We start from the raw sequence: 26,168 nt of genomic DNA, 5'->3' as shown, positions 1-26,168 counted from the left end.
CCTGGGCCGAGGGCCGCGGACCGCGGGCCAGGGCGGCGAGGAGCCCGCGCAGGCCGCTGCCGAGCAGGTCCCCGCGGTGGCGGAGCAGCTGCCCGGTCCACCCGAGGGCCGTGCGGCCGCCGTAGAGGGCCCGCTCCAGCGGGGTGAAGGAGTCGGTGCGCAGCAGGGCCCAGAGGCGGTTGCGCACGTCGTAGTAGAAGCGGCCGCCGGGGTTCGCCTGGGCGTTGTCGAAGCGGACGGTGCGATGCTCGACCACCGACCCGGGGACCGCGATCCCGCGGCCGCGGCGCAGCAGGCGCCCCGTGTGCTCGAAGTCGTCGGACCATATGAAGTAGTCGGCGATCGGCAGACCCAGTCGGCGAACGTCCTCCGCGTTCAGCAGGGCGGAGACGTAGCTCGCGGTCCGTATCGGCCGGCCATGGGCGCGGGCGGCATCCTGCTTCTCGCGGGTGCTCGCCCCGAGGCGGGTCCGCTGGCTGTTCATGGGGTGGGGGCGACCATCGGTCCAGACGGCGCGCGAGCTGAGCACCGAGAGCCGCGCGGGCGAAGCCTCGAGGGAGCGCAGCAGTTCGGCGAGGGCGGCGGGCCGCGGAACGGTGTCGTCGTCCATCACCCACACCCAGTCGGCGCCGTGCCGCTGGAGGGCGCGCGCGATCCCCGCGGCGAAGCCGCCGGCCCCGCCGACGTTGCGGCGCAGATGGAGGACGTCGGCCCCCAGCGGATGCTCGTCGGCGACGCTCCCGCTCGCATCGCTCGAGGCGTTGTCGATGACCACGACCGCGTCGGGCCGACGGGTCTGCGCGGCGAGCGCATCGAGGCACTCGCGCAGCAGCTGCTCGCGGTTGTAGGTGACCACCACCGCGACTATCCGCTGGGAGGCGGCTCCCGCGTGGGCGGTGCGATCACTCGCCCGGGCCTCGCCCGAGGGTGCAGATTGGGTCACGGATCCTCCTGCGCAGTCGATGCCGCCGCGGCGACGGGCCCAGTCTACGGAGGCGCACGGCGGGGAGGGGACGGGGAGGGGCGGGCCGTGTGAAGGTTCGCGGGAGGTTCGGGGACCGGACGGGCGGGGAGTGCGTGGCTGCGGCGCGGGGCGCCCGCGGTGCCGCTACCCTGTCGGACGCCGAGCTTCCCCTCAGGGTCCCTGCACCTCCTGCCGCAGGGCTCCTCTCGGCGGCAAAGGAGATGCCTGTGACCGAGCAGCCCCCGCGCTCGCGGCGCCCCGGCGGACCGCGACGACCCGCGGGCCATCGCGCCCGCGCCGGCGGCAGCGCGCGCCCGATGCGGCCCGAGGTGCAGGACCTCCCGCCGTCGGTCGCGCAGGGCCCGGCGACTCGGCCCCTACCCCGCTCCGAGCCGTGGGGGCAGGCGCCGGGTGACGTGGCCGGCCCACCCCCGGCGGTCGGATTGGCGCAGGGCGGCGACGGGCCCCGCGGTCCCGAGTCCCCCCGGAGCCCGAGCCGCGGAGGCGGCCCAAACGGCCGGCACCCGCGCCGCCGGCATCGCACCCCGCGAGCCGTGCGCCTCGGCGCGACCCTCCTGGTGCTGGTGCTGGTCGTGGTGCTGGGCTGGGGGCTGGGCCTCACCGCCTGGGCCGGGAGCCGCATCGAGCACGTCGACGCCCTCTCCGGGGCCGCGGACACGCCCGGCACGACCTATCTCATCGCGGGCTCCGACGGCCGCGGCGGGGAGAAGGTGTCCGACGACGGCACCGAGGGCGCCCGCACGGACACGATCATGCTCCTGCATCGCGCCCCGAACGGGAACAGCTACCTCGTCTCCCTCCCCCGCGACACCCTCGTGGACATCCCCGGGTACGGCGGGTACAAGCTCAACGCCGCCTTCGCCTTCGGCGGTCCCTCGTTGCTGGTGGAGACCGTCGAGGAGTTCACCGGGCTGACGATCGACCACTACGTCGAGGTCGGCTTCGACGGGGTCGCCGACATGGTCGACGCCGTCGGCCACGTGAACCTCTGCATCGACCAGGACGTCGACGATCCGAAGTCGGGGCTGCAGATGACCGAGGGCTGCCACGACGTCGGCGGCGACCAGGCGCTCGCCTTCGTCCGCGCCCGCTACTTCGACCCTACCGCGGACCTCGGCCGCCAGCAGCGCCAGCAGCAGTTCGTCGGCGCCCTGATGGACCGGGTGACCTCCCCCGGCGTGCTGCTGAACCCCGTGGCCCAGGCTCGCCTCGCCGGCGCGGGATCCAACGCGCTGATCACCTCCGAGGGGACCGGCATCCCCGCCATCGGGCGGATGGCCCTCACGGCGCGCTCGGCGATGAGCAGCGGGCGCACACTCTCGATCCCGATCGAGGATCCCGAGTACCGCACCAATCACTCGGGCATCGCGATCCTCACCGACGAGGACGACGTCGCCGCGTTCTTCGACGGCATCGCCGACGGCTCCGCGGAGCCCGCGGCGGGATAGCCGCTCCCCTCCCCGGGGCCCCGCCGGATCGAGAGGCCGCGATAGACTGCGGACGGCGCACCGAGGGCGCCGCCTGTCCGCGGGAAGGGCTCAGCCCGCCTCGGTGCCGTGCACGAGGATGTCCGTCTCCCCTCCTGCCCGATCCAGCGGACGCCGGGCTCGGAGCGGAGGCCATCATGTCCCTGCAGCACCTTCCCGACCATCCTGATCTCTCCGCGCTGCGGCGCCGGGCCAAGCGACTGCGCGACGGAGTGCGGTCCGGGGATCCCGAGGCCCTCGCGCTCCTGCGCGAGCACCACCCCGACGCCGACTCCCTGCTCGGCGCGGAGCACGGCCACGGGGCCGCCCTGCCCCTCGCCGCCGCGCAGCTGGCCCTCGCGAGGTCCTACGGCTTCGCGTCCTGGCCCACGCTGCGCCGGCACGTCGACGAGGTCCTCGCCCGGACCCGCCGCCCCGATCAGGCGACCACCGCCGGTCCCCGGGAGCAGCTGCTGCGGGCGATGACCGTGGATCACAGCCGCCGCGGCGCCCCCGACCTCGCAGCGGCCGCGGTGCTGATCGCCGCCGAGCCGCACCTGGCCCGTTCGGACCTCGCCGTCGCCGCCGCGCTGGGTGATCCGGACGCGGTCCGGGATCTGCTCCGCGCCGACCCTGCCGCGGTGCAGCGGGAGAGCGCCCCCTACGGCTGGCCGCCGCTGCTGCACCTGTGCTACTCCCGCTGGTCCGGGCCGCTGCCGGACGGGAAGGCGCCCGACCATCCCGCGGTGCTGCGGCTGCTGCTCGAAGCCGGAGCCGATCCGAACATGGGCTTCCTCTGGGACTCGCTGCCGTCCCCGTTCACGGCGCTCACCGGGGTGTTCGGGGGCGGGGAACAGGGCGCTCCCCCGCACCCCGCGAAGACCGCCCTCGCCGAGCTGCTGCTGGCCGCCGGAGCGGATCCGAACGACAGCCAGACGATCTACGACCGCGGCGCGGGCGACACCGTGGTGCGGGACGACACCGCCTGGCTCGCGCTCCTGCTGCGGGCGGGTCTCGGCCGCGGCGACGGCGGGCCCTGGCACCGGCTCCTCGCGCCGCGCCACCAGTCCCCCGCCCAGCAGCTCTCCGAGGCGCTGCTGCACGCGGCCCGCCACGACCTCACCGGGCGCGCGAGGCTGCTCCTGGAGTCCGGCGCCGATCCGGAGCGGCCCAGCACCCATCCCCTCCACGGCGGCCGGTCGCCGCTGCGGGAAGCCGTGCGGCACGGCGCCGTGGGCGTCGCCCGCCTGCTGCGGGAGCACGGGGCGCGCGGGGCGGACCTCACGGAGGAGGACGAGGCGTTCGGGGCGCTGCTCGGCCCGGCCGACGCCCTCGCGGACCGAACCGTCGCGCGGGAGATGCAACGGAGCCATCCGGATCTCGTGGCGCAGGCCGCCGCTCTCGGCCGGCCCGAGGCCGTCGCGCAGCTCCTGGACCTAGGCTTCGCGCCCGACGCGCGGACGGCGGAGGGAGCCACGGCGCTGCACGAGGCAGCGGTGCGCGGGGACCACGCGACGGTCGAGCTGCTCCTCGCCCGCTGCGCGGACCCAACCTTGCGCGATCCGACCTACGGAGCGACCCCGGCCGGATGGGCACGACACACGGGGCGCGAGGAGCTCGCCGGGCTGCTCGAGGCGGCGGAGCAGGAGCGCTGAGGGCCGCCGCTCCGGGGACGGGTCAGCGGAAGAGCATGTCGATGACGATGTTCACCGAGTTCAGCACCGACTGCCCCTTCGCCCGGGAGTAATCGGTGTAGAGGATGTGCACCGGGTGCTCGCGCACCGTCAGCTCATGGCGACCGATCTCTTCGACCAGCTCCGAGGCGTGCGCCATCCGGTTCTGCTCGATGGTGATCTTCTCGCAGGCGTGCCGGCCCAGCACCCGCAGTCCGTTGTGGGCGTCGGTCAGCCGCACCCCGGAGGTGATGTTCGAGTACCAGACCGCGCCGCGCAGCACGATGCGCTTGATCAGGCCCGGCTTCGTGCGGGAGTCGAGGAAGCGGGACCCGAGCACGACATCGACCCCTTCCGCCTCCCGCATCGCGATCATCGAAGCGGCGTCGTCGACCTGGTGCTGGCCGTCCGAGTCGAAGGTCACGATCTGGCGCATCCGCGGATCGCGGAGCGCGTAGTCGATGCCGGTCTTGAGCGCGGCGCCCTGCCCCATGTTGTAGGGATGGCGGACCACGACGGCACCGGCCTCGGCGGCGATCCTGCCGCAGTCGTCCTCGCTGCCGTCGTCGACGCACACCACCAGCGGATAGCGGGTGCGCAGGGCGCGGATGACGTCGCCCACGACCTCGCCCTCGTTGAACATCGGCACCACGAACCAGGTGCGATCGGCGCCGGGCGAGGCGGGGTGTGCGGAGGCGCCCGCGGGGCCCTGCTCGCCCGGGGGCTCGGTCTTGCTCACAGGCTCTCCTCCGGTGCTGGCGACGGGTCGACGGGCGGCGTGCCGCATCGAGGTCGGCGACGGCCGATGAGGATACCCTGTCACGGTGGGCCGCCCCCGAGCGGTCATCCCCGCACATGCGGCGCGCCACGGCGCCGAGAAGGAGTACCCATGAAGACCGCTGTCGTCGCCCTCGGGAAGATCGGCCTGCCGCTCGCGGTGCAGTTCGCGGACGCCGGCCACGAGGTGATCGGCGTGGACGTGAGCGCCCGCCAGGTCGAGCTGATCAACCAGGCGACCGAGCCCTTCCCCGGGGAGGCCCACCTCCAGGAGAAGCTCGCCGAGCTGGTCCCCGCCGGGAAGCTCCGCGCGACCACCGACTACGCCGAGGCGATCCCCGGCGCCGACGCCGTGGTGATCGTCGTCCCCCTCTTCGTGAATGACGCGACGTGGGAGCCGGACTTCGCGTGGATGGACGCGGCGACCCGTTCCCTGGCCGAGCACCTCACCCCCGGCACGCTCGTCTCCTACGAGACCACCCTCCCCGTCGGCACCCTGCGCACCCGCTTCGTGCCGATGATCGAGGAGATCTCCGGGCTGAAGGAGTCCCAGGACTTCTACGCCGTCTTCTCCCCCGAGCGGGTCCTGACCGGTCGCGTGTTCGCGGACCTGCGCAAGTACCCCAAGCTCATCGGCGCGATCTCCGAAGAGGGCACAGCCCGTGCCCGCACCTTCTACGAGTCGGCGCTGACCTTCGACGAGCGCCCCGACCTCCCCCGCCCCAACGGGGTGTGGGACCTCGGCTCGCCCGAGGCCTCCGAGCTGGCGAAGCTCGCCGAGACCACCTACCGCGACGTGAACATCGCGCTGGCGAACGAGTTCGCCCTGTTCGCGCAGGACAACGGCATCGACGTGTACAAGGTCATCGAGGCCTCCAACTCGCAGCCGTACTCCCACATCCACCAGCCCGGCATCGCCGTCGGCGGCCACTGCATCCCCGTGTACCCGCGGCTGTACCTCTCCACCGACCCGAACGCGACCACCGTGCGCACCGCCCGCACCCTGAACGCCTCGGTCCCCGCGCACCTCGTCGAGCGGGCCGCGAACCTGCTCGGCTCCCTCGAGGGGCTGAAGGCCGTGGTGCTCGGCGCGTCCTACCGCACCGGGGTCAAGGAGACCGCGTTCTCCGGCGTCTTCCCCGTGGTCGAGGAGCTGCGCGCACGGGGCGCCGAGGTCGCCGTCCACGACACCTTCTACGACGCCGAGGAGCTCCGCGGCTTCGGCTGGGATCCCTACACGATCGGCGACGCCGCGGACCTCGTGATCGTGCAGACCAACCACCCCGAGTACGCGGAGATCGGCTCCGCCGACATGCCCGGCGTGAAGCTCGTCGTGGACGGCCGCAACATCACCACCGCCGAGAACTGGGCCGGCACCCCGCGCCTCGTCCTCGGCGACGGCTCCGCCTCCACCCACCAGCAGGCCGAGGAGGCCTGAGACGGTGGAGGGTCTGGACCAGCTGATCGCCCTCGGCCCCGCGCTCGGGGTGAGCAGCCGCACCTTCATCATCCAGCTCGTGCTCGTGCTGGGCATCGTGGTGATCGTCGGCTGGCTGTTCGTGAAGCGCGGGGCGAAGCAGCTCGCGGTGCGCCGTCTGCTGATCATCGCCTTCGCGGTGTTCGCGGTGCTCACGGTGCTGTTCCCGGGGGTGCTCACCCGAGTGGCGAACATCGTGGGCGTGGGCCGCGGCGCTGACCTGCTGCTGTACGCGACGGTGCTGGTGTTGCTCGGCTTCCTCGCCCTCCAGGAGGCGCGCACCAAGGCCGCGGAGAAGCGCACCACCTATCTCGCGCGCCGGCTCGCCCTCGACGAGGCCGAGCAGCCCGGTGACTACCGCGCCCGCGCCCTCGGGACCCCCCAGGACGGATGAGCGACCTCGCCCAGCTGCTGATCGCGATCGCGGTCGTCCTCGCGACCGCCTATCTTCCCGGCTACGCGATCCCCCGAGTCCTCGGCGGCTCGCGCCAGCTGTCCCTCGCCGTAGCGCCGGCCGTCGGCGCCGCGACGGCGGGGCTCGCGGCCCTGATCTCCCCCTTCCTCGGGATCCCCTGGTCGCTGCTGCCGCTGCTGGGGTGCGGCGCGCTGCTCACCGCGGCGGCGCTGCTGCTGCGCCGGCTCGGCGTGCGCCTTCCGTCGACCGGTCTCGACGGGCCGCTCATGCCCCCGCGCGCCGTGCCCCTCGCCCCCCTGTGGATGCTCGTGGCCCTGGTGGTCTCCCTGGGACCGATCCTGCTGCAGGGCCGTCGTCCCGATGTCGTCCTCGAACGCTGGGACACGCTGTACCACCTCTCGGCGCTGCAGCGGATCCGGGAGACCGGCACCGCCTCGAGCCTGGATCTCGGCTCCGTCTCCAACACCGCCGGGACCCCCACGGCCTATCCCGCGGGCTTCCACGCGCTCGCCTCCTCCGTGCCCGGTGTGGAGGTGCCGATCCTGCTGAACGGAGCGGTGCTGGCCCTCGCCGTGCTCCCCTGGATCCTGGGCACGGCGCTCCTGGCCCGCACGGTGTTCCCCGCCGTGCCGTGGGCCCCCTTCGCCGCCGGGATCGGGGCGGCGATCGTGCCGGCCGCCCCCGTGGACGAGTGGATCCATCTCTCGGCGATCCCGAACCTCACAGGGTTCGCGGCCCTCCCCGGGGCGCTCGCGGCGGTCCTCGCGCTGTGGCAGTCGCTCTCCCCCGCCCTCCTGCCCTCCTCCGACGACGCGCCGCGCGGGGACCGTGCACGGCTCCGCCCCGTCCTCGCCGCCCTGGCCCTCGCCGCGTTCGCGTTGCTCGGCCTCGGCCTGCTGCACCCCAACGTCGCGCTCCTGGCCCTGGTGCTGGTCGCCGTGCTCACCGCCTGCACCATGGCGCCCGCACTGCGCCGCCGTCCCCTGCTCGCCCTCGTGCCGCTGGTCGTGATCGCCCCGGTGATCGTCGCCGGCACCACTCCGCTGGGCTCCTCGGTCACCGACTTCACCGGCGGCCTGCAGGTGCCCTGGTGGTCGGCGCTCGGGGAGGTCCTGCTGGGCCTGCTGACGGTGTGGCCGATGGCGCTCGGCGTGGTCCTCGCCGCAGTGTGGTGGCCCGGACTCGTCACCTCGCTGCGCAGCGGGGCACGCTGGGTCGCGGTGGCCTGGATCGTGGTGGCGGTGCTCTATCTCGACGCCGCCCTCGACTCGTCCCTCAACTTCTCCGCCCTCTGGTACCGCGGGCAGGACCGGCTCTCGATGCCGCTCGCCATGTTGTCCGTGCTGCTGCTGGTCCCCGGGCTGCGCGCGTGGCGTTCCCTGCTCCTCGGGGCCGGGAGTGCGGAACGCGCCTCCCTGCCGCGCCGGGCGATCGGCCTGGTGCTGGTCCTCGTCGCCGTCGTCGCGGTCGGCGCCTCGATCCCGACCCGCGCCGACAACGCCGCGAAGAACCTCGCAGCGGAGTACTCGGGGCGCGGTCGCTTCCTGCAGCAGGACGAGCTCGAGGCCTGGGCCCGGGTCGCGCCCGACCTCGACCCCGACCAGAAGGTGCTCGGCAGCCCCTTCTCCGGGGCCTCGCACCTGTACGCGATCGAGGGGGTCGACGTCTATCTGCCCGTCGCCGGGCTCTCGCTCACCGAGGCGGATCAGAACACCATCTACTCGGTGCCGCTGGCCGCCGAGTCCCCCGCGCACTGCCGGAATCTGCTGGACCGCGACATCGGCTACATCTATCAGGACCGTCTGCTCTACCAGTACGACCCGCGGTACGCGCCGATAGGTCAGGCCGACGAGTCGCTCGGCGAGGTGGTCTTCGAGACCGAGCACTCCCGGCTGCTGCGGGTGGAGTGCGATCCGGGCCGCTGACCCGGCGGGACGTGAGAATCGCCGCGCGGCGGCGGAGCGCATCGACCGCGCCCATCTGCGATGCTCGCCAGATGTCCTCCACCGCCCCCGTGCCGGGCACCGCATCGGCCCCCTCCCCCGCGTCCGGCGACTCCACCCGCGAGTACCTCCCCTTCCTCGACGTCGCACGCGTCGTCGCCGTCCTCGGAGTGGTCGCGATCCACGTGATCGGCGGCGGGGTCAGCTCCGGTGAGTCGGGGATCGCCCTGGTCGCGCTGGACATGGCGCTGATCGCAGCGGTCCCGGTGTTCTTCATGATGTCCGGAGCGCTGAGCCTCGACCCCCGCGCCCTGCGGCGCGGTCCCGCGGACTTCCTGCGGCGCCGGGCCGTCCGCATCCTGCCCGCCCTGGTCGTGTGGTCCCTGTTCTACGTGCTCGCGGTGCGGATGGTGCTCAGCGAACAGCGGTTCACCGGCCCCGACGTGCTCGACATGCTGGTCGGCGGAGACGCCTACACGCACCTCTACTTCCTCTGGGCGATCGCCGGGCTCTACCTGCTCACCCCGGTGCTGCAGCCCTTCCTGCAGGTCGACGAGGGCCGACGCGGCTGGATCCTGGGCCTGGCCGCCGCGGGGTGGACGGTGCTGGTGATGGCGCTGGGGCAGCTCGCGGCCCTCGAGCTGCTGCCCGCCGCCCCGCTGACCGCCGGGGCGACCACCTTCGCCCTGATGTACGTCGGCTACTTCGTGCTGGGCCGGGCGATGCTCGTGAGCCCGCTCCCGCGCCACGCCGCCTGGGCCGCGCTCGCGAGCGCCCCGCTGTTCGTGGCCCTGCTGACCTGGCTGTACGAGGCGTTGCGGGATCAGCGCGACGTGGCGACCCCGGATCCCTGGATCGCGATGCTCGCGCCCAGCTACGTGTCGCTGCCGACGGTGCTGTACGCGGTGCTGCTGATGGCCGCGGTGAGCTCGCTCTGCCGCAGCTGGCGGGTCTCCGAGCGGACGGGCAGGATCCTGCGCCGCCTCGGGGAGGCGACCTTCGGGGTCTTCCTGGTGCACTTCGCGGTGCTCGCGGGGCTCCGTGTGGTGCCGTGGCTCGCCACGTTCGACCCGGCGCCGATGGCCGTCTGCTTCGTGGTGACGATCGCCCTCTCGACGGCGTTCGCCCTGATCGGTGCGCGTATCCCGGGACTGCGCCGGATCCTCTGATCCATCGCGCAGGCCCTGCCGTCCCGGTCAGCCGCGTCGCCCGCGGCGTCGGGGTGATCGGGACCGGTCTCAGTCGTCCAGCGAGGAGAGCACCGCGCGGGCGGCCTGTGCGGCGCAGCCGGCGAGGGAGGCGTTCTCCTGCGTCCAGGCGCGCAGGTGTGCGGCCGAGGGCACGTCCGCCCCTTCGAGCGCCCGCGTCATCGCCTCCGCGACCTGGTCCGCGTCGTAGTCGCAGGCCCAGCCGAGACCGTTGTCCCGGATGCGGTCATGGGCGGAGCCCTCGCCCGCGTGGATCACCGGGGTTCCGGTGGCGGTCGCGGCGTAGATCTTGGTGGGCAGCGCGAACTCGTACCCCTGGCCGGGGGTGATCGAGGAGAGCCCGGCGACCGCGCCACGGAGGAACGCGGCGACCTGGGCCGGCGGGATCTTGTCGCGGAACTCGATGCCCTCGATGCCCTTCTCGGCGACGGTGCGCTCGAGCTGGTCCCGTCCGCTGCCCTCGGAGAAGAACAGCAGCCGGGCGCCCGGATGCTCGGCCCGGACCGCGGCGAAGGCGTCGACGAAGATGTCGGCTCCCTGCCACTCGGAGACGGTGCCCGCGTACACGAAGTACGGTCCGTGCTCGCCCGCGTCGGGGCCCTCGTCCGAGAAGGTGTCGGTGTCGATGCCGTTGCCGACCATCACCAGCGAGTCCCGGGCGCCGATCAGCTGCTCGACGCGGTGCTGCACGCCCGGGGAGATGGTGAGCACGCGCGCGGCGCGCCGCCACACGGTGGTCTCCGCGATCCGCACCGCGGTGCGGACCGGAGCGGGGACGCCCTCGACGCTGTCCGTCGCATCGGACCAGATGTCCGCCGCGTAGAAGGTGTACGGCACGCGCCGGAGCGCGGCCGCGACCATGCCGACCAGCCCGGTGGTGGGCGGCGGCTCGAGCACGAGGGCGTTGAGGTCGCGGCGGAGCAGGAGCCGGAGCGCGAGCGGCACGTCGAAGCTGAGATAGGAGACGTAGCCGCGCACCTGCCCCTGGGAGTCCCGCTTCACGGGAAAGCGGGAGATGCCGACCTCGCGTCGCCGCGCGGCGCCGGGCACGGTGGTGGTGAGCACCGTGACCTCGGCCCCGGCCTCCTCGAGCGCGGTCACGAGCGCCTGCTGCCGGAAGGCGGCCGCGACCGGCTCGGGGGCGTAGACCCGGGTCGCGACGGCCACCCGGGGCGGCCGTCGCGATCCGGCCGCGGCGGGCGTGCGGCGGATCCTCAGCATCAGGCCCGCTCGCGCAGCGCGTCGACGCTGCGCAGGGCGGCGGTGCCGTCGCCGTAGTGGGCCGGGCGGTCCGCGGTGGGGCGGGGGCGGGTGACCGCGGCGGTCAGCTCGGAGGGGTCGACGACGAGGCGGTTCCAGTCGTTCTCGAGGGTCTCGACCCATTCGGTCTCGGTGCGGACGGTCGAGGTGGGGGTGCCGAGGAGGTAGGCCTCCTTCTGCAGGCCGCCGGAGTCGGTGACGACGGCGGCGGCGTGCTGGACGGCGTTGACCAGGTCCGGGTAGGCGACGGGGGCGCCGACGTGGACGGCGCCGCCGGCCAGCTCGATCCCGGCCTCCTCGGCCTTCGCGACGAGGCGGGGATGGGCGAAGAGGGCCAGCGGCATGTCGAGGGCCTGGAGGGCGGCGACGATCGCGGCGAGTCGGGCCGGGTCGTCGGTGTTGTCCGCGCGGTGGATGGTGGCGACCGCGTAGTCGGAGGCGGGGTCGATGCCGTCGGGCAGCACGACCGGGACGTCCTTCACGGACTCGGCGACGCGCAGGCACACGTCGGTCATCACGTCGCCGGTGACGAGGGTCCGCCCGGCGAGGCCCTCCGCGGCGAGGTGCTCGCGGGCGACCTCGGTGGGCGCGAGGAGGAGGTCCGCGGCGTGGTCGGTGAGGACGCGGTTGTGCTCCTCGGGCATGCGCCGGTTGAAGGAGCGCAGGCCGGCCTCGAGGTGGGCGACCTTGAGGTGCATCTTCACGGCGGAGAGGGTGCCGGCGAGCGTCGAGTTGGTGTCGCCGTAGACGAGGGTCCAGTCGGGGCGGTGCTCCTCGAGGACCTCGTCCATGCCGGCGAGCATCGCGCCGGTCTGGCGGCCGTGCGAGCCGGAGCCGACGGCGAGGTTCACGTCGGGAGCTGGGATCCGCAGATCGGCGAAGAAGACGTCGCTCATCGCGGCGTCGTAGTGCTGTCCGGTGTGGACGATGACGTGCTCGACGTCGTCCCGCTGCGCGGCCGCGTCCGCGATCGCTGCGAGCTTGACGAACTGCGGGCGTGCGCCCACGACGGACAGGATCTTCATGAGGACTCCCGGGGCGATGGCGGCTGGTGTGCCCCGGGGGCGACCCGAGGGCAGGGGCCACTGTATCGGCATTCGGGCCGCCGACGGCGCAGGCGATACCCTCGGGGCCGGGCCGTGCCCGCCCCCGTCCCCTCCGAAGGGAGTCCCGTGAGGATCACCGCCGTCAGCGCCTGGTTCCCGACCGCCGCCGCTCCGAGCCGCGGCTCGTTCGTGCTGCGCGACCTGCTGGCGATCGCCCGGCACCACGAGGTGCGCCTTGTGCACCTGGTGCCGCCGCAGGACGCCGACGGCACCGTGCGGGAGGTCGTCGAGGGCCTCGAGGTGCTGCGTGTGCCGATGTCGCCGCGCCGTCCCGCCGAGGTGCTGTCCGCCGCCCGCGCCCTCGGCCCGGCGCTCGCGGGTGCCGACGTGGTCCACACCATGGCCTTCCCCTCCCTGCTGCCGTTCTCGGTGCCGGGGCTGAGCCCGGTCCCGCAGGATGCCGCCTGGGTCCACACGGAGCACTGGTCGGCGCTGTCCACCCCGGCCTCGTTGCCGGCGCCGGTGCGCCCGGCGCTGCCGCTCCTGGCGCGGGTGCTGCGCGGGCCCGACCGGGTGACCTCCGTCTGCGAGTTCCTCGCGGAGCCGATCCGTGCGGTGCGCGGGACGCGCCCGGTCGACATCGTGCCCTGCATCGTCGATCCCCACGCTGTCGTGCCGCGGCGCGACCGTTCCGACGGCAGCCTGCGCCTGGTCTCGACCGGCGGGCTGATCCCGCGGAAGGACCCGCTGGTGGCGGTCGCGACGATCGCCGAGCTCGTCGGTCGCGGCGTCGACGCCCACCTCACCTGGCTCGGCGACGGGCCCCTGCGGGAGGCGACCGCCGAGGAGGCGCGCCGGCTGGGCGTGTCGGAGCGGGTCGATCTCGTCGGCACCGTCGACGCGGCGGGCGTGGTCGCCCACCTCTCGGCGGCCGATCTCTTCTTCGGCCCCACCCGGGCGGACAACTTCTTCGTCTCCGCGGCCGAGGCGATCGTCGCGGGTCGGCCGGTGGTCCTCGGCGCCACGGGAGGACAGGGCGAGTACGTGCGGGACGAGGTGGGTGCCCTCGTGGACGTCCAGGACGCGGGCGCCTATGCCGACGCGGTCCTCGCCGTCGACGCCCGCACGCGGGAGCTGCCCGCCGCCGAGATCGCGGCGACCATCGGGGACTCCTTCTCGACGCCGACGGTGGGCCGCGGCTACGACGCGGTGTACCGCCGGGCGGTCAGCGCAGCGCGCTGAGGTCCTCCGCGACCTGACGGGCCCGGGCCTCCCAGGAGTGGTGCTCGCGCCCTCGGCGCACCGCGTCCCGCACCCGCTCCACCTCGGCAGGGTCGTCGCGGAGCGCGACCAGCCGCGCGGCGACGGCGTCGGCGTCGTAGTCGACGGACCAGCCCATCCCCTCGCTCGTCACGAGGTCCGCGGCATGGGTGCCCGCCGAGGCGAGCACGGGCAGGCCGTGCCCGATGTACTCGAACAGCTTGATCGGCGCCGCGAAGTCGCGGTACTCGGCCGGCTCGACGACGAGGGCGCAGAGGTCCGCGGCGGCGAAGTACGGCTCGAGCTCGGCGCCGCGGCCGTGGACGACGCGCACGCGGCCCGGACCGTCGGCGATCAGCGGCTCGTACTCGGATCGCACCGCCTCCCAGGCCTCGGGCGGCACGCAGACCGTCAGCTCCACGCCGTCGACCCGCGCCGCCCCGGCGAACAGCGAGTGCATCCGGTAGTAGTCCGAGACGTTGCCGACGTAGAAGATCCGCAGCGGCTCGTCGGGGCGCCGCCCGTGCGCGGCGGCGAGATCCGTGAGGACCCCACCGGGGGGCAGGGCCCGAGTGATCGCGGGGTCCACGTGCGGGACGTAAGCGGCCATCTGCGCCGATGGCAGGTAGAGACGGTCGAGCCAGCGCCCCATGACCTGGAGCTCCGCGTGGTAGAGCGTCTTGGTGCCGAGCCCCACGAGACGGGGGACGCTGAGGTCGTAGGCCGGGAACCGCCAGTAGACGTCCCGGTAGAACAGCCCCGTCGGCACCCCGTGCGCGCGCAGCAGGCGCAGCAGCGCGAGGTCGACGAGGGGGTGGGTGGGCAGATGATGCGGCTCGGTGAGGACGGTCGGCATGGTCGAGGACTCGCCGTACGCGAAGTCGATCCGCTGCCCGGCCCGCAGCCGACGCCGCAGGGCGCGCAGCTTTCGGGCCCGTTCGGCCCCGTGCCCGGTCACGTCGAGGACCTCGATCCCGAGCTCGCGGAAGGCGCGCAGCAGGCGCGGGGGGCGCGCGGCGGAACCGGTGCCGTTCTCCACCACCGGGTAGGGGGCGTGGAAGACCATCGTGGTCATGGAACGGTCCTTCCAGGGCGGGGGGCGGGGGCGAGGGAGCGGCGCCACAGGGTCTCGGCGCGCGCGACGTACGCCGGGGGACCATATCGCGCCAGCGTGTCCTCGCGCAGTCCGGGGCGGGGAAGCTCCTCCCCGGTCGCGCGGTCCTCGAGCGCCTCCTCGAGGGCGCGGCGCAGGGCCTCGGCGTCCTCCGGCGGCACGAGCACGCCGCGGCGCGGATCCTCCCCCACCACGTCTCGCGGTCCCCAGGCATCGACGGCGATCACCGGCACGCCTACCAGCAGGGATTCGGCGAGGACCAGGCCGAAGGACTCCTGCTCGCTCGCCAGCACGAAGCGGTCGGCCGTGGCCATCGCCCGCGGCACGTCCTCCCGGGCCACGGAGCCGACGAGCGCGGCGCCGCCGGGGGCGAGCTCGGCCAGCCGTCCGCGCGGCGGGAGACCGTCGAGCACGGGGAGGTCCAGCTCGACGGAGAGCCGGCGCACCCGCTCCGGCGACCCTCCGGCGATGACCAGCTCCCGCGGGGCGTCGGAGCGCAGCGCGCGGAAGGCGGCGACGATCCGGTCCACCCGCTTGATCGGGGCGAGATGGGACAGGTGCAGGAAGCGCGTGACGGGGACCTGGCGATCCGCGGGCTCCGGCGCGGGCTGGGCGACGAGCACCGCCGACAGCGGGTTCGGCAGGACCTCCACACTCCCCGAGGCGAGGCCGTGTCGCTCCTCCATCGCCCCGGCGAGCCCTCGGCTGACGGCGCTCAGTGCGTCGGCCGCGCGCAGCAGTTCGCCCCGTGCCCGCTCGCGGCGGGGCGGGAGCAGAGCGGTCACCGCCGAGGGGCGGTGCTCGGTCAGCACCCAGGGGACGTCGAGGGCGCCGGCGACGGCGCGGGCGACCGTCGCGGCCGGATGCACGGAATGGGCGTGGACCACGTCGACCCCGGAGAGGAGCCGCCGGGCGACCCGTGCGGCCCACCGGGCGAGCAGCGCAGTGACCTGGTCGGCGATTCCGGGGAGCGGGACGGGGGCGCGCAGCCGCAGCACCCGCAGCGCGCCCTCGCGGCTCTCCTGCAGGGCAAGCGTCCCGGCGAGCGCGGCCAGGGCCGCGGCGGGGCGGCGGGGGTCGGGGTAGGTGAGCTCGGCGGCGAGGACGCTCACGGTGTGCCCCGCCGCGGCGAGGATCTCGGCCTGCTCGCGGAAGAAGGAGCCGCCGGGGTCCGACGCGCCGCGCGGGTACCAGGAGGGGACCAGCAGGACGTGCATGCGGGGTCCTTCCTTTCTGCGAGGCGATGCGCGGGCCGGGACCGGACCAGGGCCGAACCGGGGCCGAACCAGGGCCGAACCAGAGCCGGACCAGGGCCGAACCACGGCACGCGACCCGCGTCGTATCGTGGGGATCGTACGTCACCCCGTGCCCCGCCCCTCCCCAGGAGCCCGATGACCACTCCGCCGCGCGCCGCCGCTCCCCTCGCCCGTCTCACCCGCGGTGACTGGGTGCGCGTCGAGGCAGGTCCCGGGACGGAGCTCCTCGCGATCGCGCCCCGGTGGACGCCGGCGGAGATCGCCCGCACCCTCCGTGTGGCCGGGGACGCCGCGGAGGCGCTCGACACCCTCGCCGCCCGCGGCGAGGCCGCCGTGCTCCAGATCCGCGCGGACGGCTCGGCGCGCCTGCTCACCGATGCGAACCGCTCCTTCCCGCTCTTCTGGCGCCGCGCCGGCTCCCGCTGGGAGGTCTCCGACGACGTGCGGGTCCTCGCGAGCGCCGCCGGATCCGCACCGCGGCCCGATGAGGCAGCCGTGGCCCAGTTCGCCGGGGGCGGCCTCGTGCTCGGCGAGCGAACCCTCTACCGGGACGTGCACCGCACCCCGCCGGACGCCGTCGTGGAACTCGGGCTCGACGGGAGCTCGTCGACGCTCCGCCGCAGGCGCCTCGCGTTGCCCGCCCGCGGCGCGGTGACCGAGGGTGCCGAGGCCGGCGCCCTGTTCCGGGACGCCCTGCTCGAGGCGGTCGCGACCCTGGTCGCCGCAGATCCCGGCGCCCGCTACCTGCTCCCGCTGAGCGGCGGTGCCGATTCCCGCCTGCTCGCGGCGGCCTTCGTCGCCGCCGGGGCGCGGGACGTGCAGTGCTTCACCTACGGAGTGCGACCCACCGCCGAGGTCGAGGTCTCCCGGAGGGTCGCCGAGCTGCTCGGACTGCCGTGGGCCTTCGTGCCCACACCGCCCGAGCAGGTCCGGTCGGCCTGGCGCGAGCCCGAGACCGCCCGCTTCCTCGGGGACTCCTACACGGGTGCCGCACTCCCCCACATCCAGGACTGGTTCGCGCTGCGCGGCCTCGCGGCGCAGGGCCTGCTGCCGGAGGACCGCTCGCGGGCCGTGGTGGTCCCCGGGCACACCGCCGTGCGCACCCTCAAGGACGCCGACCTCCTCGACGCCCCGGAGCTGAGCCGGGAGGACCTGGTCGCGGCGATCATCCGCCGCCACTTCTCGCAGGCGGGCGCGCCGCGGGCGCTGCTGCGAGATCCGGTGCTGCGGGCGGAGGTCGAGGGAGCGCTGGACCGTGTGGGGTACGACGGCTCCCCGCTCTCCCGCGCCCGGGCCCTGCAGTCGGTGAACATCGACGGGCGGCAGAGCACGTACATCCTCAACTCGGTGCGCGGCTACGAGAGCGCGGGGCTGGGCTGGGCGATGCCGATGCTGGACCTCCCGCTGCACCGTATCGTCGCCGACCTCGACTGGCGCCTGACCCGCGACCGCGACTGGTACCGCGCCATGACCGACCAGGTGTTCCGGGACACCGCCGGCCCCGGTGCCGAGGAGCTGTCCTTCTGGGTGCCCACCGCCGTGCCCGAGGAGCGCCGGCAGCAGATGAAAGCGGCGCTGTCCCGCGTCGGCCTGTTGCGCCTGGCCGAGCACGCCGCGTCGACCCGCACCAACCTCCGCCACCCGATGGCCTTCGAGGCCTTCGCCCCGTCCCCGGCCCGTTACGGGGCCGCCGTCGCTCTCGGGACGACCCCGATCGGGGTGTTCTCCCGGGCCTTCCTCGCGGGGACGTGGAATCCGGTGTTCGACTGGCGGGACCCGATGACCTGGGGCACCCCCGAGATCAGGGACGCGCTCGATCCCACAGACGGTTGAGGACGCCGCTGGCGGCATGGCGCGCCCGCTGCTCGCGATCGAGCAGTCCCTGCGCGGAGGCGGGGAGCAGCCGGTCGACCGCCCCCAGGCCGGACCATGCGTCCGCGACGCGGCGCATGCCCGCGACGTCTGACGCGCGCGCCATCTCCCCCAGGAGCCGCGCCTCGCCCCGCGAGAGCGCCGTGTCGATCACGGCGAGCTCCCGCCAGGTGGCGAGCTCGGCCCGCAGCGCCGCGACGTCCTCGTCGCCCAGGGTCGGCGCATGGCGCAGCAGCGTGCCGATCACGTCGCGCCGCACGGTGCGCACGGCGTAGGCGCGGCGGAACGGGGCAGGGGCGGCCCGGAACCACTCCTGGCCGCGGAGCAGGGCCGCGGGCCGCAGCATCTCCTCGACCCCGAAGCGCACCGCCTGGATGCGATCGGCGGCTCCGGCGACGACCACGTGGTGGGGCAGGCCCGCCCGCGCCAGATCGATCCGTCCCGCGGTGAGGAAGGCGCGGGCGGTGAACTCGAGGTCCTCCCCGTGGCGCAGCCCCTCGCGCATCCGGATCCCCTCGCGGCGCAGCAGGTCGGTGCGGGCCAGGATCATGGGACCGGTGCGATAGCCGAGGCGGTCGGCGACCGCCCCGAGCCGACGACGCCTCCCCACCCGGACGTGCGGGATGGTGCCGGGGCTCGAACGCTCCGGGTGCTCGTGGTCCACGGTGCGGGTGCGCATCAGCACGAGGTCCGCCCCGCCGCGGGCCAGCTCGGCCCAGGCGCTGAGCGCGCCCGCCTCGAAGAAGTCGTCCGAGCCCAGCACCGTGGAGTAAGGGGTGCGCACGACATCGAGACCATGGTTCAGAGGACCCGCCGGGGAGGGGATGCCGTCCTCGAGGGTGAGCAGCTCGATGTCACCCTCCAGGCCCGCGAGCCGATCGCCGATCGGTCCCGGGTCGGTGTTGTGACAGACCACGACCGCCCGGGCCCCGTCGGCGACGACGGAGCCGACCGCCCGCTCGATCGGACGCGACGGGGTGTGGACAGGGATCGCGACGGTCACGTCGCGGGCTCCGGGGGCGAGGGGCATGGGGATCCTTCCGTTTCCTGTGCCACAGACCGCGGCGGCACCGGGCGGGCGCGGAGCGGGAGCCCGACGCGCCCGTGGTAGCTTGCGAGCTGGCCTCCGGTGCCGGGACGGGGGCAGCCGTCAAGGGAGGAAGCCGTGGGCGAGCTGATCGACGCCGCTCTCCCCTGGGGGGTGGCGATCGGCTGCACCCTAGCACTGCTGGTCCTGCCCGGATGGGGGATCCTCGTGCTCGCCCGGGTGCCGATCCGTCGCCGCTACGGTCTCGCGCCGCCGGTCACCGTCGCCGCCCTCACCGTCACCTCCGCGCTCGCGAAGCTGCTGGGACTCCCCTATGACCGTGCGGTCGTCGCGGTCTCCCTCGCCCTCATGCTGGTCCTCGCCGCGCTGCTGGGCCGCACCGTGTGGACGCAGTCGACCTCCCCCGTGCTGCAGCCCCTCGACCCGCACCCCGAGGCGGATCCGGCGAGCGTCGGCCACCGGCGCGGGGTGCGGCTCCTGGCGCTGGCCGCCCCGCCGCTGCTGGCCCTGGGCGTCGGGTTCGCCTCCGTGGTCCCCGCCGTCCGCGCCATCGGCGATCTCGACGAGCTGCCCCAGCCCTTCGACGCCTTCTTCCACCTGTCCGCGCTGCGGCAGGTGCGCACGGGCGGCGACGCCTTCCCCTTCACGGCCCTCGGCCCGCTGTACGACCGCGAGGTGGTCCCCTACCCGGTGGGCTGGCACTCGGTCGCCGCGCTGCTGCCCGGGGACGTGGTGACCGCCGCGAACAGCCTCGTCGTCGCGACGCTGATGGTGCTCCCGCTGACCATGCTCGCCCTGATGGACCAGGTGCTGCCCCCGGGGCAAGACCGGCGGGCCTCTCTCGCGGCCCTGCTGCTGCTGCCGGCGCTGGCGACCTTCCCCTCGATCCTGCTGCGCGCGGGCCTGTGGCCCTACGCCCTTGGCGTCGCCCTGCTCCCGGCCCTGCTCGCCGCCCTGCTGCACCTGCGCCACGGCCGCCGTGCCGATCCGCATCTCACCCGTTCGATCGTCGTGCTCCTGGCGACCGTGGGCGGCACCGCCGCGACGCATCCCTCGACCGCCTTCGCCCTGTTGCTCATCGCGCCCGTGCTCCTGGCCGACGCGGTGCGCGCCGTCCGCGTCGCCGCGGAGCGGCGTCGCGGGATCGCGCTGCTGATCGCCTACGCCCTCGCCCTGGGTTTGCTCGCGCTGGTCGCCTCCTCCCGCTACGCGACCATGTCCTCCTTCTTCGGGCGGCTCGAGTCCGGTGACGTGCTCACGGCGCTCGGGGTCGTGCTGACCGACCGGCCGGCCTTCGGCGAGCTGGTCTTCGCCCCGCAGTGGGCTCTGCTGCCGTGGCTCCTGGCCGCCTGCGGGCTGATCGCGGGGATCCGGCGCCGCTCGGTGACGGTGATCGGCCTGGGCGCGGGTCTCGCCGCGGTGGTCCTGCTGATGATCACCGCGCTCGTTCCCGGCCCGCTCGGACCGTTCCTGACCTGGCCCTGGTACGGGGATCGGGAGCGCCTCGGGCCGGTCATGGCGATCGGCGTGGTCGCGCTCGCGGGGGTGGGCATCCAGTCCCTTCTCGCGGCCGCGCGTCGACGTCGGGAGCAGGAGTCCTCCGACACGATCACGCGCCTGCTGGGGGCCCCGCTGCTGATCACGCTGGTCGTCGTGCTGGTGCTCGCGGGCACCCTCCCGGTCGGGCGCGTCGGCACGCTCGCCACCGCGACGTACCACCCGGAGGGCACGGCCTACAAGATCTACGTCTCGGAGCAGGAGGAGGAGTTCATCCGCCGGTCGGCGGATCTCCTTCCCGAGGACGCGGTGGTCCTCGGCGATCCGCGGGACGGCACCACGCTCTACTACGCGCTCGGCGGGCGCGAGGTCGTCCTCCCGTACCTGCAGCCGCCCTCGGACGTCCCGCGCAAGCGCGTCGCGCGCTACGCCGACCAGATGGACGAGGTACCACGGGTGTGCGCGGCGCTCGAGTCCACCGGCGCGAACTACTTCTACCGCGACACCAGCTCCGACTCCGGTAGGGCCGGGGCCACGGCGCCGCAGAACGAGGAGTTCGCGGGGCTCGACGCACTCGACACCGACGACATGGTGCTCGTGGCGCGCGAGGGCGACTACGCCCTGTACCGCTTCGACGTCACCTGCTGAGACGACTCCGGCTGATCCGTCCCCTGCCGAGCCGGCCCCGGCAGAGCCCGCGGGGTCCTCCGCGGCGCCGCGGAGCGCCTCAGCGGGAGATGATCGCGGAGATGGCCCGGTCCCAGGCGGTGACCACGGCCTCCGCCCCCACCTGCTCGGCGATCGCGTCGGAGTTCGCCTTGAAGCGGGAGACGTCCTGCGCGGCGAGCTCGTCGATCGCGGTGGCGACGTCCTGCGCGGTGAAGCCCGCCGCGACCACGCCGAGGTCGTGATCGCGCACGTGGTCGGCCATCTCGACACTCGGCCCCACCAGCAGGCCGAGCCGCGCCTGGGTGTAGTCGAAGATCTTGTTGGGCAGGGCCAGCTCGTGATTGAGGTTGACGGGCGGCAGCACGTGCACACCGACGTCGGAGCGGTTGAGGGTGCCGGCGAGCTCGCGGTACGGGACCGGGTCGTGCACGGTCACGCGGCCGCTGCGCCGGCCGGCCTCCCGGAGCTCCTCGATGTAGGCGGGGTCGTTGGGGGCGAGGTAGAGGTCCAGGTGGACGTCGGCGGTGGCGAGCGCCGCGCCCTCGACGATGATCCCCAGATCGCGGTTGCGCAGCGCCGCCCCGGAGTGGACCAGGCGCAGCGGCTGGTGCACGGGGGTGGGACGCAGGTCGGCACGGTGCGGGGCGGCGTTGGTGACCACGCCGACGGGATGCCCGACGAGCCCCTCGTACTCGCGGGCGATCGCGGCGGAGACGGTGGTGACCGAGGCGGCGCGGCGCACGTGGCGCCGCACGACCCAGCGGAAGTAGGGCGACACGAAGCGGCGCCAGGTCGGGTTCTGCGCGTGGAGGGCGGGGAAGAACTCGTGCAGGTCCACGTGGACCTTCTCGGCGGGCGCGATCTCGAGGGCGAGCAGCACGGTGTCGGCGTCGTTCGCGATCACCGCGTCGAAGCGGCCGGCCAGACGGGTGCGGGCCCAGGCCGGTCCCTGCTGCGACCAGTACACGCGGCGGAACTGCCGCAGCGCGGCGAGCTTGCCGTTAACCCGGTTAACCGTGCCCTCCGGCACCTGCACGTGCTGCGCGACCCCGTCGGGGGCCGGGCCGTACCCGCAGGTGGTGATGTCGAAGCGGTCCTGGAACAGGGCGATCTGCTTGAGGATCCGGGCATCTCGCGCGATCGGCGAGAAGGAGATGATCAGGAGGGACGGGCGGGCGGTGGTCATCGCAGGGGCTTTCCGTCGGGGCCGACGAGGCCGGCCAGCTGGGCCTGGAGGGAGAAGGCGGGGACCTCGGCGACGAGCTCGTCGAAGGTGCCGACCGCCTGGACGCGGGCGTCCTCCATGAAGCAGATCTGGTCGAAGCCGCGGATCGTGGAGAGGCGGTGCGCAACGGCGACCACGGTTACCTCGCCGTGCAGCTCGGCGATGGCGCGGGTGATGGCGTCCTCCGTGGCGGTGTCGAGGGCACTCGTCGCCTCGTCCATCACCAGCACCAGCGGGTCGCTGTACAGGGCGCGGGCGATTCCCAGCCGCTGCCGCTGCCCGCCCGAGAGCGCCTGGCCCCGCTCGCCGATCCGGGCGTGGAGTCCGCCGGGACGCTGGGTCACCGTCTCGAGCAGTTGAGCCTGCTCGAGGCAGCGCCTCACCTTCTCCTCATCGGCATCGTCACCCCAGGTCAGAGCGACGTTCTGCGCGATCGTGGCGTCGAAGAGGGCGACGTCCTGGGGGACGTAGCCGACGCGGGAGCGCCAGGCCTTCAGCACTTCCTGGAGGTCCTGGCCGTCGAGACGGATCCGGCCGTCCTCCGTGGTCAGCAGGCCCAGCAGCAGGTCGACGAGGGTCGACTTGCCGGCTCCCGAGCGGCCCACGAGCCCGAGCGACGTGCCGAGCGGAACGGTGAGGTCGACATCGCGCAGCGCGGGCTTGTCGCTCCCGGGATAGGTGAACGAGACCTTCTCGAGGGTCAGCTCGCGGGGCCGCTCGGCCATCGGCGCCTCGCCGAGGACCTCCTGATTGGCGATGAACTCCTCGGTGGTGTGGATGTCGCGGATGACCGCCTCCGCATGCGGGATGGCCGCGGCGGTGGTCGACATCAGGGTCTGGAAGCGGACGATCGCGGGCACGATCCGCAGCCCGGCGATGCCGAAGAGCGCCACGGAGCTGAGCGCTCCGGACATGCCGCCCTCGAGGTAGGCCGTCAGCCCGACCACGACGAAGCCCAGCACGAGGGCCGCCTCGACGACGAACTTGGGGGCGGCGGCGAGGAACTGCAGGTTCGCGCGGGCCCGGGTGGAGAAGCGGCGGTTGTCGTGGACCACCTGCCCGACGGCGTCGAGCTTGTCCCGCAGCACGATCTCCTTGAGGGTGCCGACCATCTCGGTCATCAGCCGGGCGACCCGGAAGGAGTAGTCGCGGGAGACGCGCCCGGCCTGCAGCGAGCGGCGGGTGATGACGAAGTACAGGAACAGCCCGACGACGCCGAGGTAGATCACCGTGACGGCGGCGGTCGAGGGCTGGGTGACGAAGAGGACCACGAGCACGGCGAGGGTCGTGCAGATCTCGCCCGGCAGGGAGGCGGCGGGGAGCAGCACACCGGACATCGTGTTGGCGATGCCGACGTCGGCGAGGCGGACCAGCTCGGCGGTCGAGCGGCTGAGGCGGTCGGTCCACGAGGCGCGGATGAAGGAGGAGAACAGCCGGTCGCCGATGGCGAGCTCGTAGGTGGACATGCGCCGGGTCGCGATCCAGGTCCACACGAGCGCGATGACGCTCTTGGATATCATCAGTCCGGTCGCGACGGCGAGCACCGCGACCGTCCCGGTGCCGGAGACGTCCCCGATGAGCGGGAGGGTCACGGTGGTGGCCCCGCCGATCAGCGGCGACAGCACGAGGGCGAGGAGGCCGAGCGCCCCGACGTCGAGCAGGGCGAGCGCCGCGAGGGCGACGGCGTAGAGGCCGAGGAAGCGCTGCGCCCCGGTGGGCAGCAGCGGCAGCAGCTCGGCGACGGTGCGGCGGAGTCTGTTCACGCCGATCCTCCTTCGGGGCGGGCGGGGCCGCCGGGGTACGGACGGGAGGGACCGATCCAGCTCTCCTGGGCGGGGGCCAGAGCGACGGGATCCCGGTCCTGTCGGATCAGGGCACGGGCGGCGTCGCCCTCGGCGGCGCGGCGGCCGCGGAGGTCGAGGATCCGCCGTGCAGCGGAGGCAGGATCATCGGGGACGATCCAGCCCTCGGGGTAGACGGTGCCGGCGCCGCCGTGGGCGCTCACCTGGGGCCAGTCGCGCACCACGGGGACGCAGGCGGAGGCGGCGCCCTCGGCGACGGCCTCGTGGGTGCCCTCGATGACGGAGGCGGAGAGGATCCAGCCGCTGCGGGCGAGCACGCCGGGCACGTCCTCCCGGCGGCCCAGCACGTGCACGGCGTCTCCGGCCGCGGCGATGCGGGCGAGCAGGGCGCGGGCGCGCGGGGCGTCGGCTCCCGAAACGGCCGGCTCCTCCCCGACGAGCAGGAGGGTCCAGGGCGCCCCGGCATCCTCCGCTCGCAGGTGCTCGAGCACGTCCAGGGCGAAGTCGGCGTCCTTGGCCGGACCGGCCCAGCCCACCAGGGCGAGGACGTGGTCGCGGGAGGGCAGATCAGCGGGCAGGTCCACGGCCGGACTCGGATCCACGAAGCGCTCGAGGTCGAGGGCGTTCGCGGTGACCCGGGTGCGCGGCGCCGCGGTGAGCCGCGGGGCGATGGCCTCCGCGGCCTCCTGCACGTGGGTGGCGACGAAGCACAGCGAGTCCACTCGTGCCGCATCGAGCAGCTGCGGGTAGGCGGTGAGGATCTCGTACTTGTGGATCCGGACCGAGAGGGTCCGCGCGCCCCGGTCCAGGTGCGAGAACCAGGCGGCGACCTGGTCCCCCCACTCGACGTGAACGTGGTCGACACCCTCGAGCGCGGACTCGAGGACGGCGGGGACGGGCGCGGGGCGACCGGTGCGCCAGGTGGTGATCGCGGCGCCGACGACGGTGCGCAGGGTGGGCCGCTCGGCCGCGGGCAGCTCGTCCGCGGTGAGGGTGCGGACCTCATGCCCGGCGGCGCGCCAGGAGTCCATCACGGGGCGCAGGAAGCTCAGTCCTCCCCCGCTCAGCACGAGCACGGTCGCGGGCCGGTCGGCGGAGGCCTCGGTGGGGCCGGCGGCGGACGCGGAGGGCTCCGGGGCCGACGAGGATCCCTCGGGCCCGTCACCGGGGAGGCCGCGGGCCCCGGCGGCGGGGACGCCACCCGGGCGGCGGAGCACTTCGCCGACCTTCCCGCCGTCGAGCACCGAGAGCACGGCGGCAGGGCCCTCGAGCAGCGGCGGGATCGCGGCGCCGAGCGCGCGGCTGGGGTGCAGCAGGAGCACCAGAGCCTTGGTGAGGGCCTCCGCCGCGGTCTCGTCCCGGCCCGCCCGGAGCTCCCGCTCGGCCTCGGCGACCAGCTCCTGGACGAGTCCCTCGACCTGCCGTGCCGGAGCCCCCGCCTCGAGGGCCGCGCGGGTCCGCACGAAGCGCGCCCGACGGCCCGCCGCGCCCGGGATCGCGGCAAGCGCCCCGAGCAGGAGGTCCCGGATCACAGGGCGTCGAGCTCCACGACGCTGCCCTCGCGGGCGCTCTCGAGGACGGCCTCGACGGCGCGCACCGTGTGCAGGCCCTCGCGCATGGTGACGATGTTCGCGCTGTCGCCGAGGATCGCGTCGCGGAAGGCCTCGTGCTCGGTCGCGAGCGGCTCCTTGCGCTGCAGGGCGTAGGTGATCGAGTCTCCCTCGCTGACCCCGCGGAACGAGGCCATCGACTCCCACAGGTTCGTGGCGTTCTCCCCGTTGGCGTGGAAGGTGAGGTCGGCGTTGACGGTGTCCGCGACCAGGGCACCCTTCTCCCCCGTGACCACGGTGACCCGCTCCTTGAAGGGGGTCAGCCAGTTGACGAGGTGGTTGGTGATGGTGCCGTCGCGGAGCCGTCCCGCGACCGAGACCATGTCCTCGTCCTTGCGGCCCGAGCGGCGCGTGGAGGTCGCGGCGACCTGGGCGTAGGGCGACTGGGCGACCCAGGCGGTGAGATCCAGGTCGTGGGTCGCGAGGTCCTTGACCACGCCGACGTCGGCGATCCGGGCGGGGAAGCCGCCCTGACGGCGGGTGACGATCTGGTAGATCTCCCCGAGCTGACCGTCGGCGATCCGGCGCCGCATCTCCTGCAGCGCGGGGTTGAAGCGCTCGATGT

20 protein-coding genes are annotated in these 26,168 nt (G+C 74.2%); 9 read left to right on the top strand and 11 right to left on the bottom strand.

All coding sequences use genetic code 11. The annotated features are described in order from the left end of the window. Window positions 1–943: glycosyltransferase (locus ACZCAH_RS15125; protein ID WP_464341874.1), on the bottom strand; the 943-nt coding region annotated here is incomplete at its 3' end. Between the two features lie 575 nt (window positions 944–1,518). Here ACZCAH_RS15125 and ACZCAH_RS15120 point away from each other — a divergent pair. Both ACZCAH_RS15120 and ACZCAH_RS15115 read left to right on the top strand, forming a co-directional pair. Further along, window positions 1,519–2,433, top strand: coding sequence for an LCP family protein (locus tag ACZCAH_RS15120; protein ID WP_464341873.1), 915 nt, complete (start codon window positions 1,519–1,521; stop codon window positions 2,431–2,433). A gap of 176 nt (window positions 2,434–2,609) precedes the next feature. Continuing rightward, window positions 2,610–4,106, top strand: a complete 1,497-nt coding sequence (locus ACZCAH_RS15115) for an ankyrin repeat domain-containing protein (RefSeq protein WP_464341872.1) — start codon at window positions 2,610–2,612, stop codon at window positions 4,104–4,106. 22 nt (window positions 4,107–4,128) lie between these two features. Here the strand turns inward: ACZCAH_RS15115 and ACZCAH_RS15110 are convergent, their stop codons facing one another. Beyond that, window positions 4,129–4,767: a glycosyltransferase family 2 protein gene (locus ACZCAH_RS15110; RefSeq protein WP_464341875.1), complete on the bottom strand. Its 639-nt coding sequence runs from the start codon at window positions 4,765–4,767 to the stop codon at window positions 4,129–4,131. 246 nt (window positions 4,768–5,013) lie between these two features. On the opposite strand from ACZCAH_RS15110, the gene ACZCAH_RS15105 reads away from it, so the two are divergent. The 4 genes from ACZCAH_RS15105 (at window position 5,014) to ACZCAH_RS15090 (ending at window position 9,905) form a co-directional block, all read left to right on the top strand. Continuing rightward, entirely contained in the window at window positions 5,014–6,339 is a 1,326-nt protein-coding gene (locus ACZCAH_RS15105; RefSeq protein ID WP_464341871.1) for a nucleotide sugar dehydrogenase, read from the top strand. 4 nt (window positions 6,340–6,343) lie between these two features. Continuing rightward, window positions 6,344–6,772, top strand: coding sequence for a DUF2304 family protein (locus ACZCAH_RS15100; RefSeq protein WP_464341870.1), 429 nt, complete (start codon window positions 6,344–6,346; stop codon window positions 6,770–6,772). Next, a complete protein-coding gene (locus tag ACZCAH_RS15095) occupies window positions 6,769–8,718 on the top strand; it encodes a DUF6541 family protein (RefSeq protein ID WP_464341869.1) in 1,950 nt (649 codons plus the stop codon). Before ACZCAH_RS15100 ends, ACZCAH_RS15095 begins: the two co-directional genes overlap by 4 nt. Window positions 8,719–8,789: 71 nt before the next feature. After that, entirely contained in the window at window positions 8,790–9,905 is a 1,116-nt protein-coding gene (locus ACZCAH_RS15090) for an acyltransferase (RefSeq protein WP_464341868.1), read from the top strand. Between the two features lie 69 nt (window positions 9,906–9,974). Here the strand turns inward: ACZCAH_RS15090 and ACZCAH_RS15085 are convergent, their stop codons facing one another. Both ACZCAH_RS15085 and wecB read right to left on the bottom strand, forming a co-directional pair. Beyond that, window positions 9,975–11,111 (bottom strand): glycosyltransferase, encoded by a 1,137-nt coding sequence (locus ACZCAH_RS15085; RefSeq protein WP_464341867.1) that lies wholly within the window; start codon window positions 11,109–11,111, stop codon window positions 9,975–9,977. Window positions 11,112–11,164: 53 nt separating this feature from the next. Continuing rightward, window positions 11,165–12,229 (bottom strand): non-hydrolyzing UDP-N-acetylglucosamine 2-epimerase, encoded by a 1,065-nt coding sequence (gene wecB, locus ACZCAH_RS15080; protein WP_464341866.1) that lies wholly within the window; start codon window positions 12,227–12,229, stop codon window positions 11,165–11,167. 147 nt (window positions 12,230–12,376) lie between these two features. Between wecB and ACZCAH_RS15075 the strand changes: the two genes are divergently transcribed. Continuing rightward, the gene (locus ACZCAH_RS15075) at window positions 12,377–13,492 is read left to right on the top strand and encodes a glycosyltransferase (RefSeq protein ID WP_464341865.1); all 1,116 of its coding nucleotides are present in this window, start codon (window positions 12,377–12,379) and stop codon (window positions 13,490–13,492) included. On the opposite strand, the gene ACZCAH_RS15070 is transcribed toward ACZCAH_RS15075, so the two are convergent. Both ACZCAH_RS15070 and ACZCAH_RS15065 read right to left on the bottom strand, forming a co-directional pair. Next, entirely contained in the window at window positions 13,476–14,585 is a 1,110-nt protein-coding gene (locus tag ACZCAH_RS15070; RefSeq protein ID WP_464341864.1) for a glycosyltransferase, read from the bottom strand. The genes ACZCAH_RS15075 and ACZCAH_RS15070 overlap by 17 nt on opposite strands. Continuing rightward, window positions 14,582–15,841 carry a glycosyltransferase gene (locus tag ACZCAH_RS15065; protein WP_464341863.1) on the bottom strand — a complete coding sequence of 420 codons (1,260 nt, stop codon included), beginning with the start codon at window positions 15,839–15,841 and terminating at the stop codon, window positions 14,582–14,584. The genes ACZCAH_RS15070 and ACZCAH_RS15065 overlap by 4 nt, the downstream gene beginning before the upstream one ends. A 174-nt stretch (window positions 15,842–16,015) precedes the next feature. Between ACZCAH_RS15065 and ACZCAH_RS15060 the strand changes: the two genes are divergently transcribed. Beyond that, window positions 16,016–17,713, top strand: a complete 1,698-nt coding sequence (locus ACZCAH_RS15060) for an asparagine synthase-related protein (protein ID WP_464341862.1) — start codon at window positions 16,016–16,018, stop codon at window positions 17,711–17,713. Here the strand turns inward: ACZCAH_RS15060 and ACZCAH_RS15055 are convergent. Next, window positions 17,682–18,782 carry a hypothetical protein gene (locus ACZCAH_RS15055; RefSeq protein WP_464341861.1) on the bottom strand — a complete coding sequence of 367 codons (1,101 nt, stop codon included), beginning with the start codon at window positions 18,780–18,782 and terminating at the stop codon, window positions 17,682–17,684. The two genes, ACZCAH_RS15060 and ACZCAH_RS15055, sit on opposite strands and share 32 nt — an antisense overlap. Before the next feature lie 135 nt (window positions 18,783–18,917). Here ACZCAH_RS15055 and ACZCAH_RS15050 point away from each other — a divergent pair, with 135 nt between their 5' ends. Beyond that, complete coding sequence (locus tag ACZCAH_RS15050) at window positions 18,918–20,945, top strand: DUF6541 family protein (protein ID WP_464341860.1); 2,028 nt, start codon at window positions 18,918–18,920, stop codon at window positions 20,943–20,945. A gap of 79 nt (window positions 20,946–21,024) precedes the next feature. Here the strand turns inward: ACZCAH_RS15050 and ACZCAH_RS15045 are convergent, their stop codons facing one another. The 4 genes from ACZCAH_RS15045 to ACZCAH_RS15030 form a co-directional block, all read right to left on the bottom strand. Continuing rightward, window positions 21,025–22,152, bottom strand: coding sequence for a glycosyltransferase family protein (locus tag ACZCAH_RS15045; RefSeq protein WP_464341859.1), 1,128 nt, complete (start codon window positions 22,150–22,152; stop codon window positions 21,025–21,027). Next, the gene (locus ACZCAH_RS15040) at window positions 22,149–23,954 is read right to left on the bottom strand and encodes an ABC transporter ATP-binding protein (RefSeq protein WP_464341858.1); all 1,806 of its coding nucleotides are present in this window, start codon (window positions 23,952–23,954) and stop codon (window positions 22,149–22,151) included. The genes ACZCAH_RS15045 and ACZCAH_RS15040 overlap by 4 nt, the downstream gene beginning before the upstream one ends. Further along, complete coding sequence (locus tag ACZCAH_RS15035) at window positions 23,951–25,525, bottom strand: glycosyltransferase (protein WP_464341857.1); 1,575 nt, start codon at window positions 25,523–25,525, stop codon at window positions 23,951–23,953. The genes ACZCAH_RS15040 and ACZCAH_RS15035 overlap by 4 nt, the downstream gene beginning before the upstream one ends. After that, window positions 25,522–26,168, bottom strand: a 647-nt coding sequence (locus ACZCAH_RS15030) for a Gfo/Idh/MocA family protein (RefSeq protein ID WP_464341856.1), incomplete at its 5' end; no start/stop codon positions are given. The genes ACZCAH_RS15030 and ACZCAH_RS15035, both read right to left, overlap by 4 nt.

The sequence above is a fragment of the Brachybacterium sp. B718/18 genome (assembly GCF_055454375.1).
Note: the sequence above shows the minus strand (reverse complement) of the source record. Positions and strands in the feature narration are given on the sequence as shown.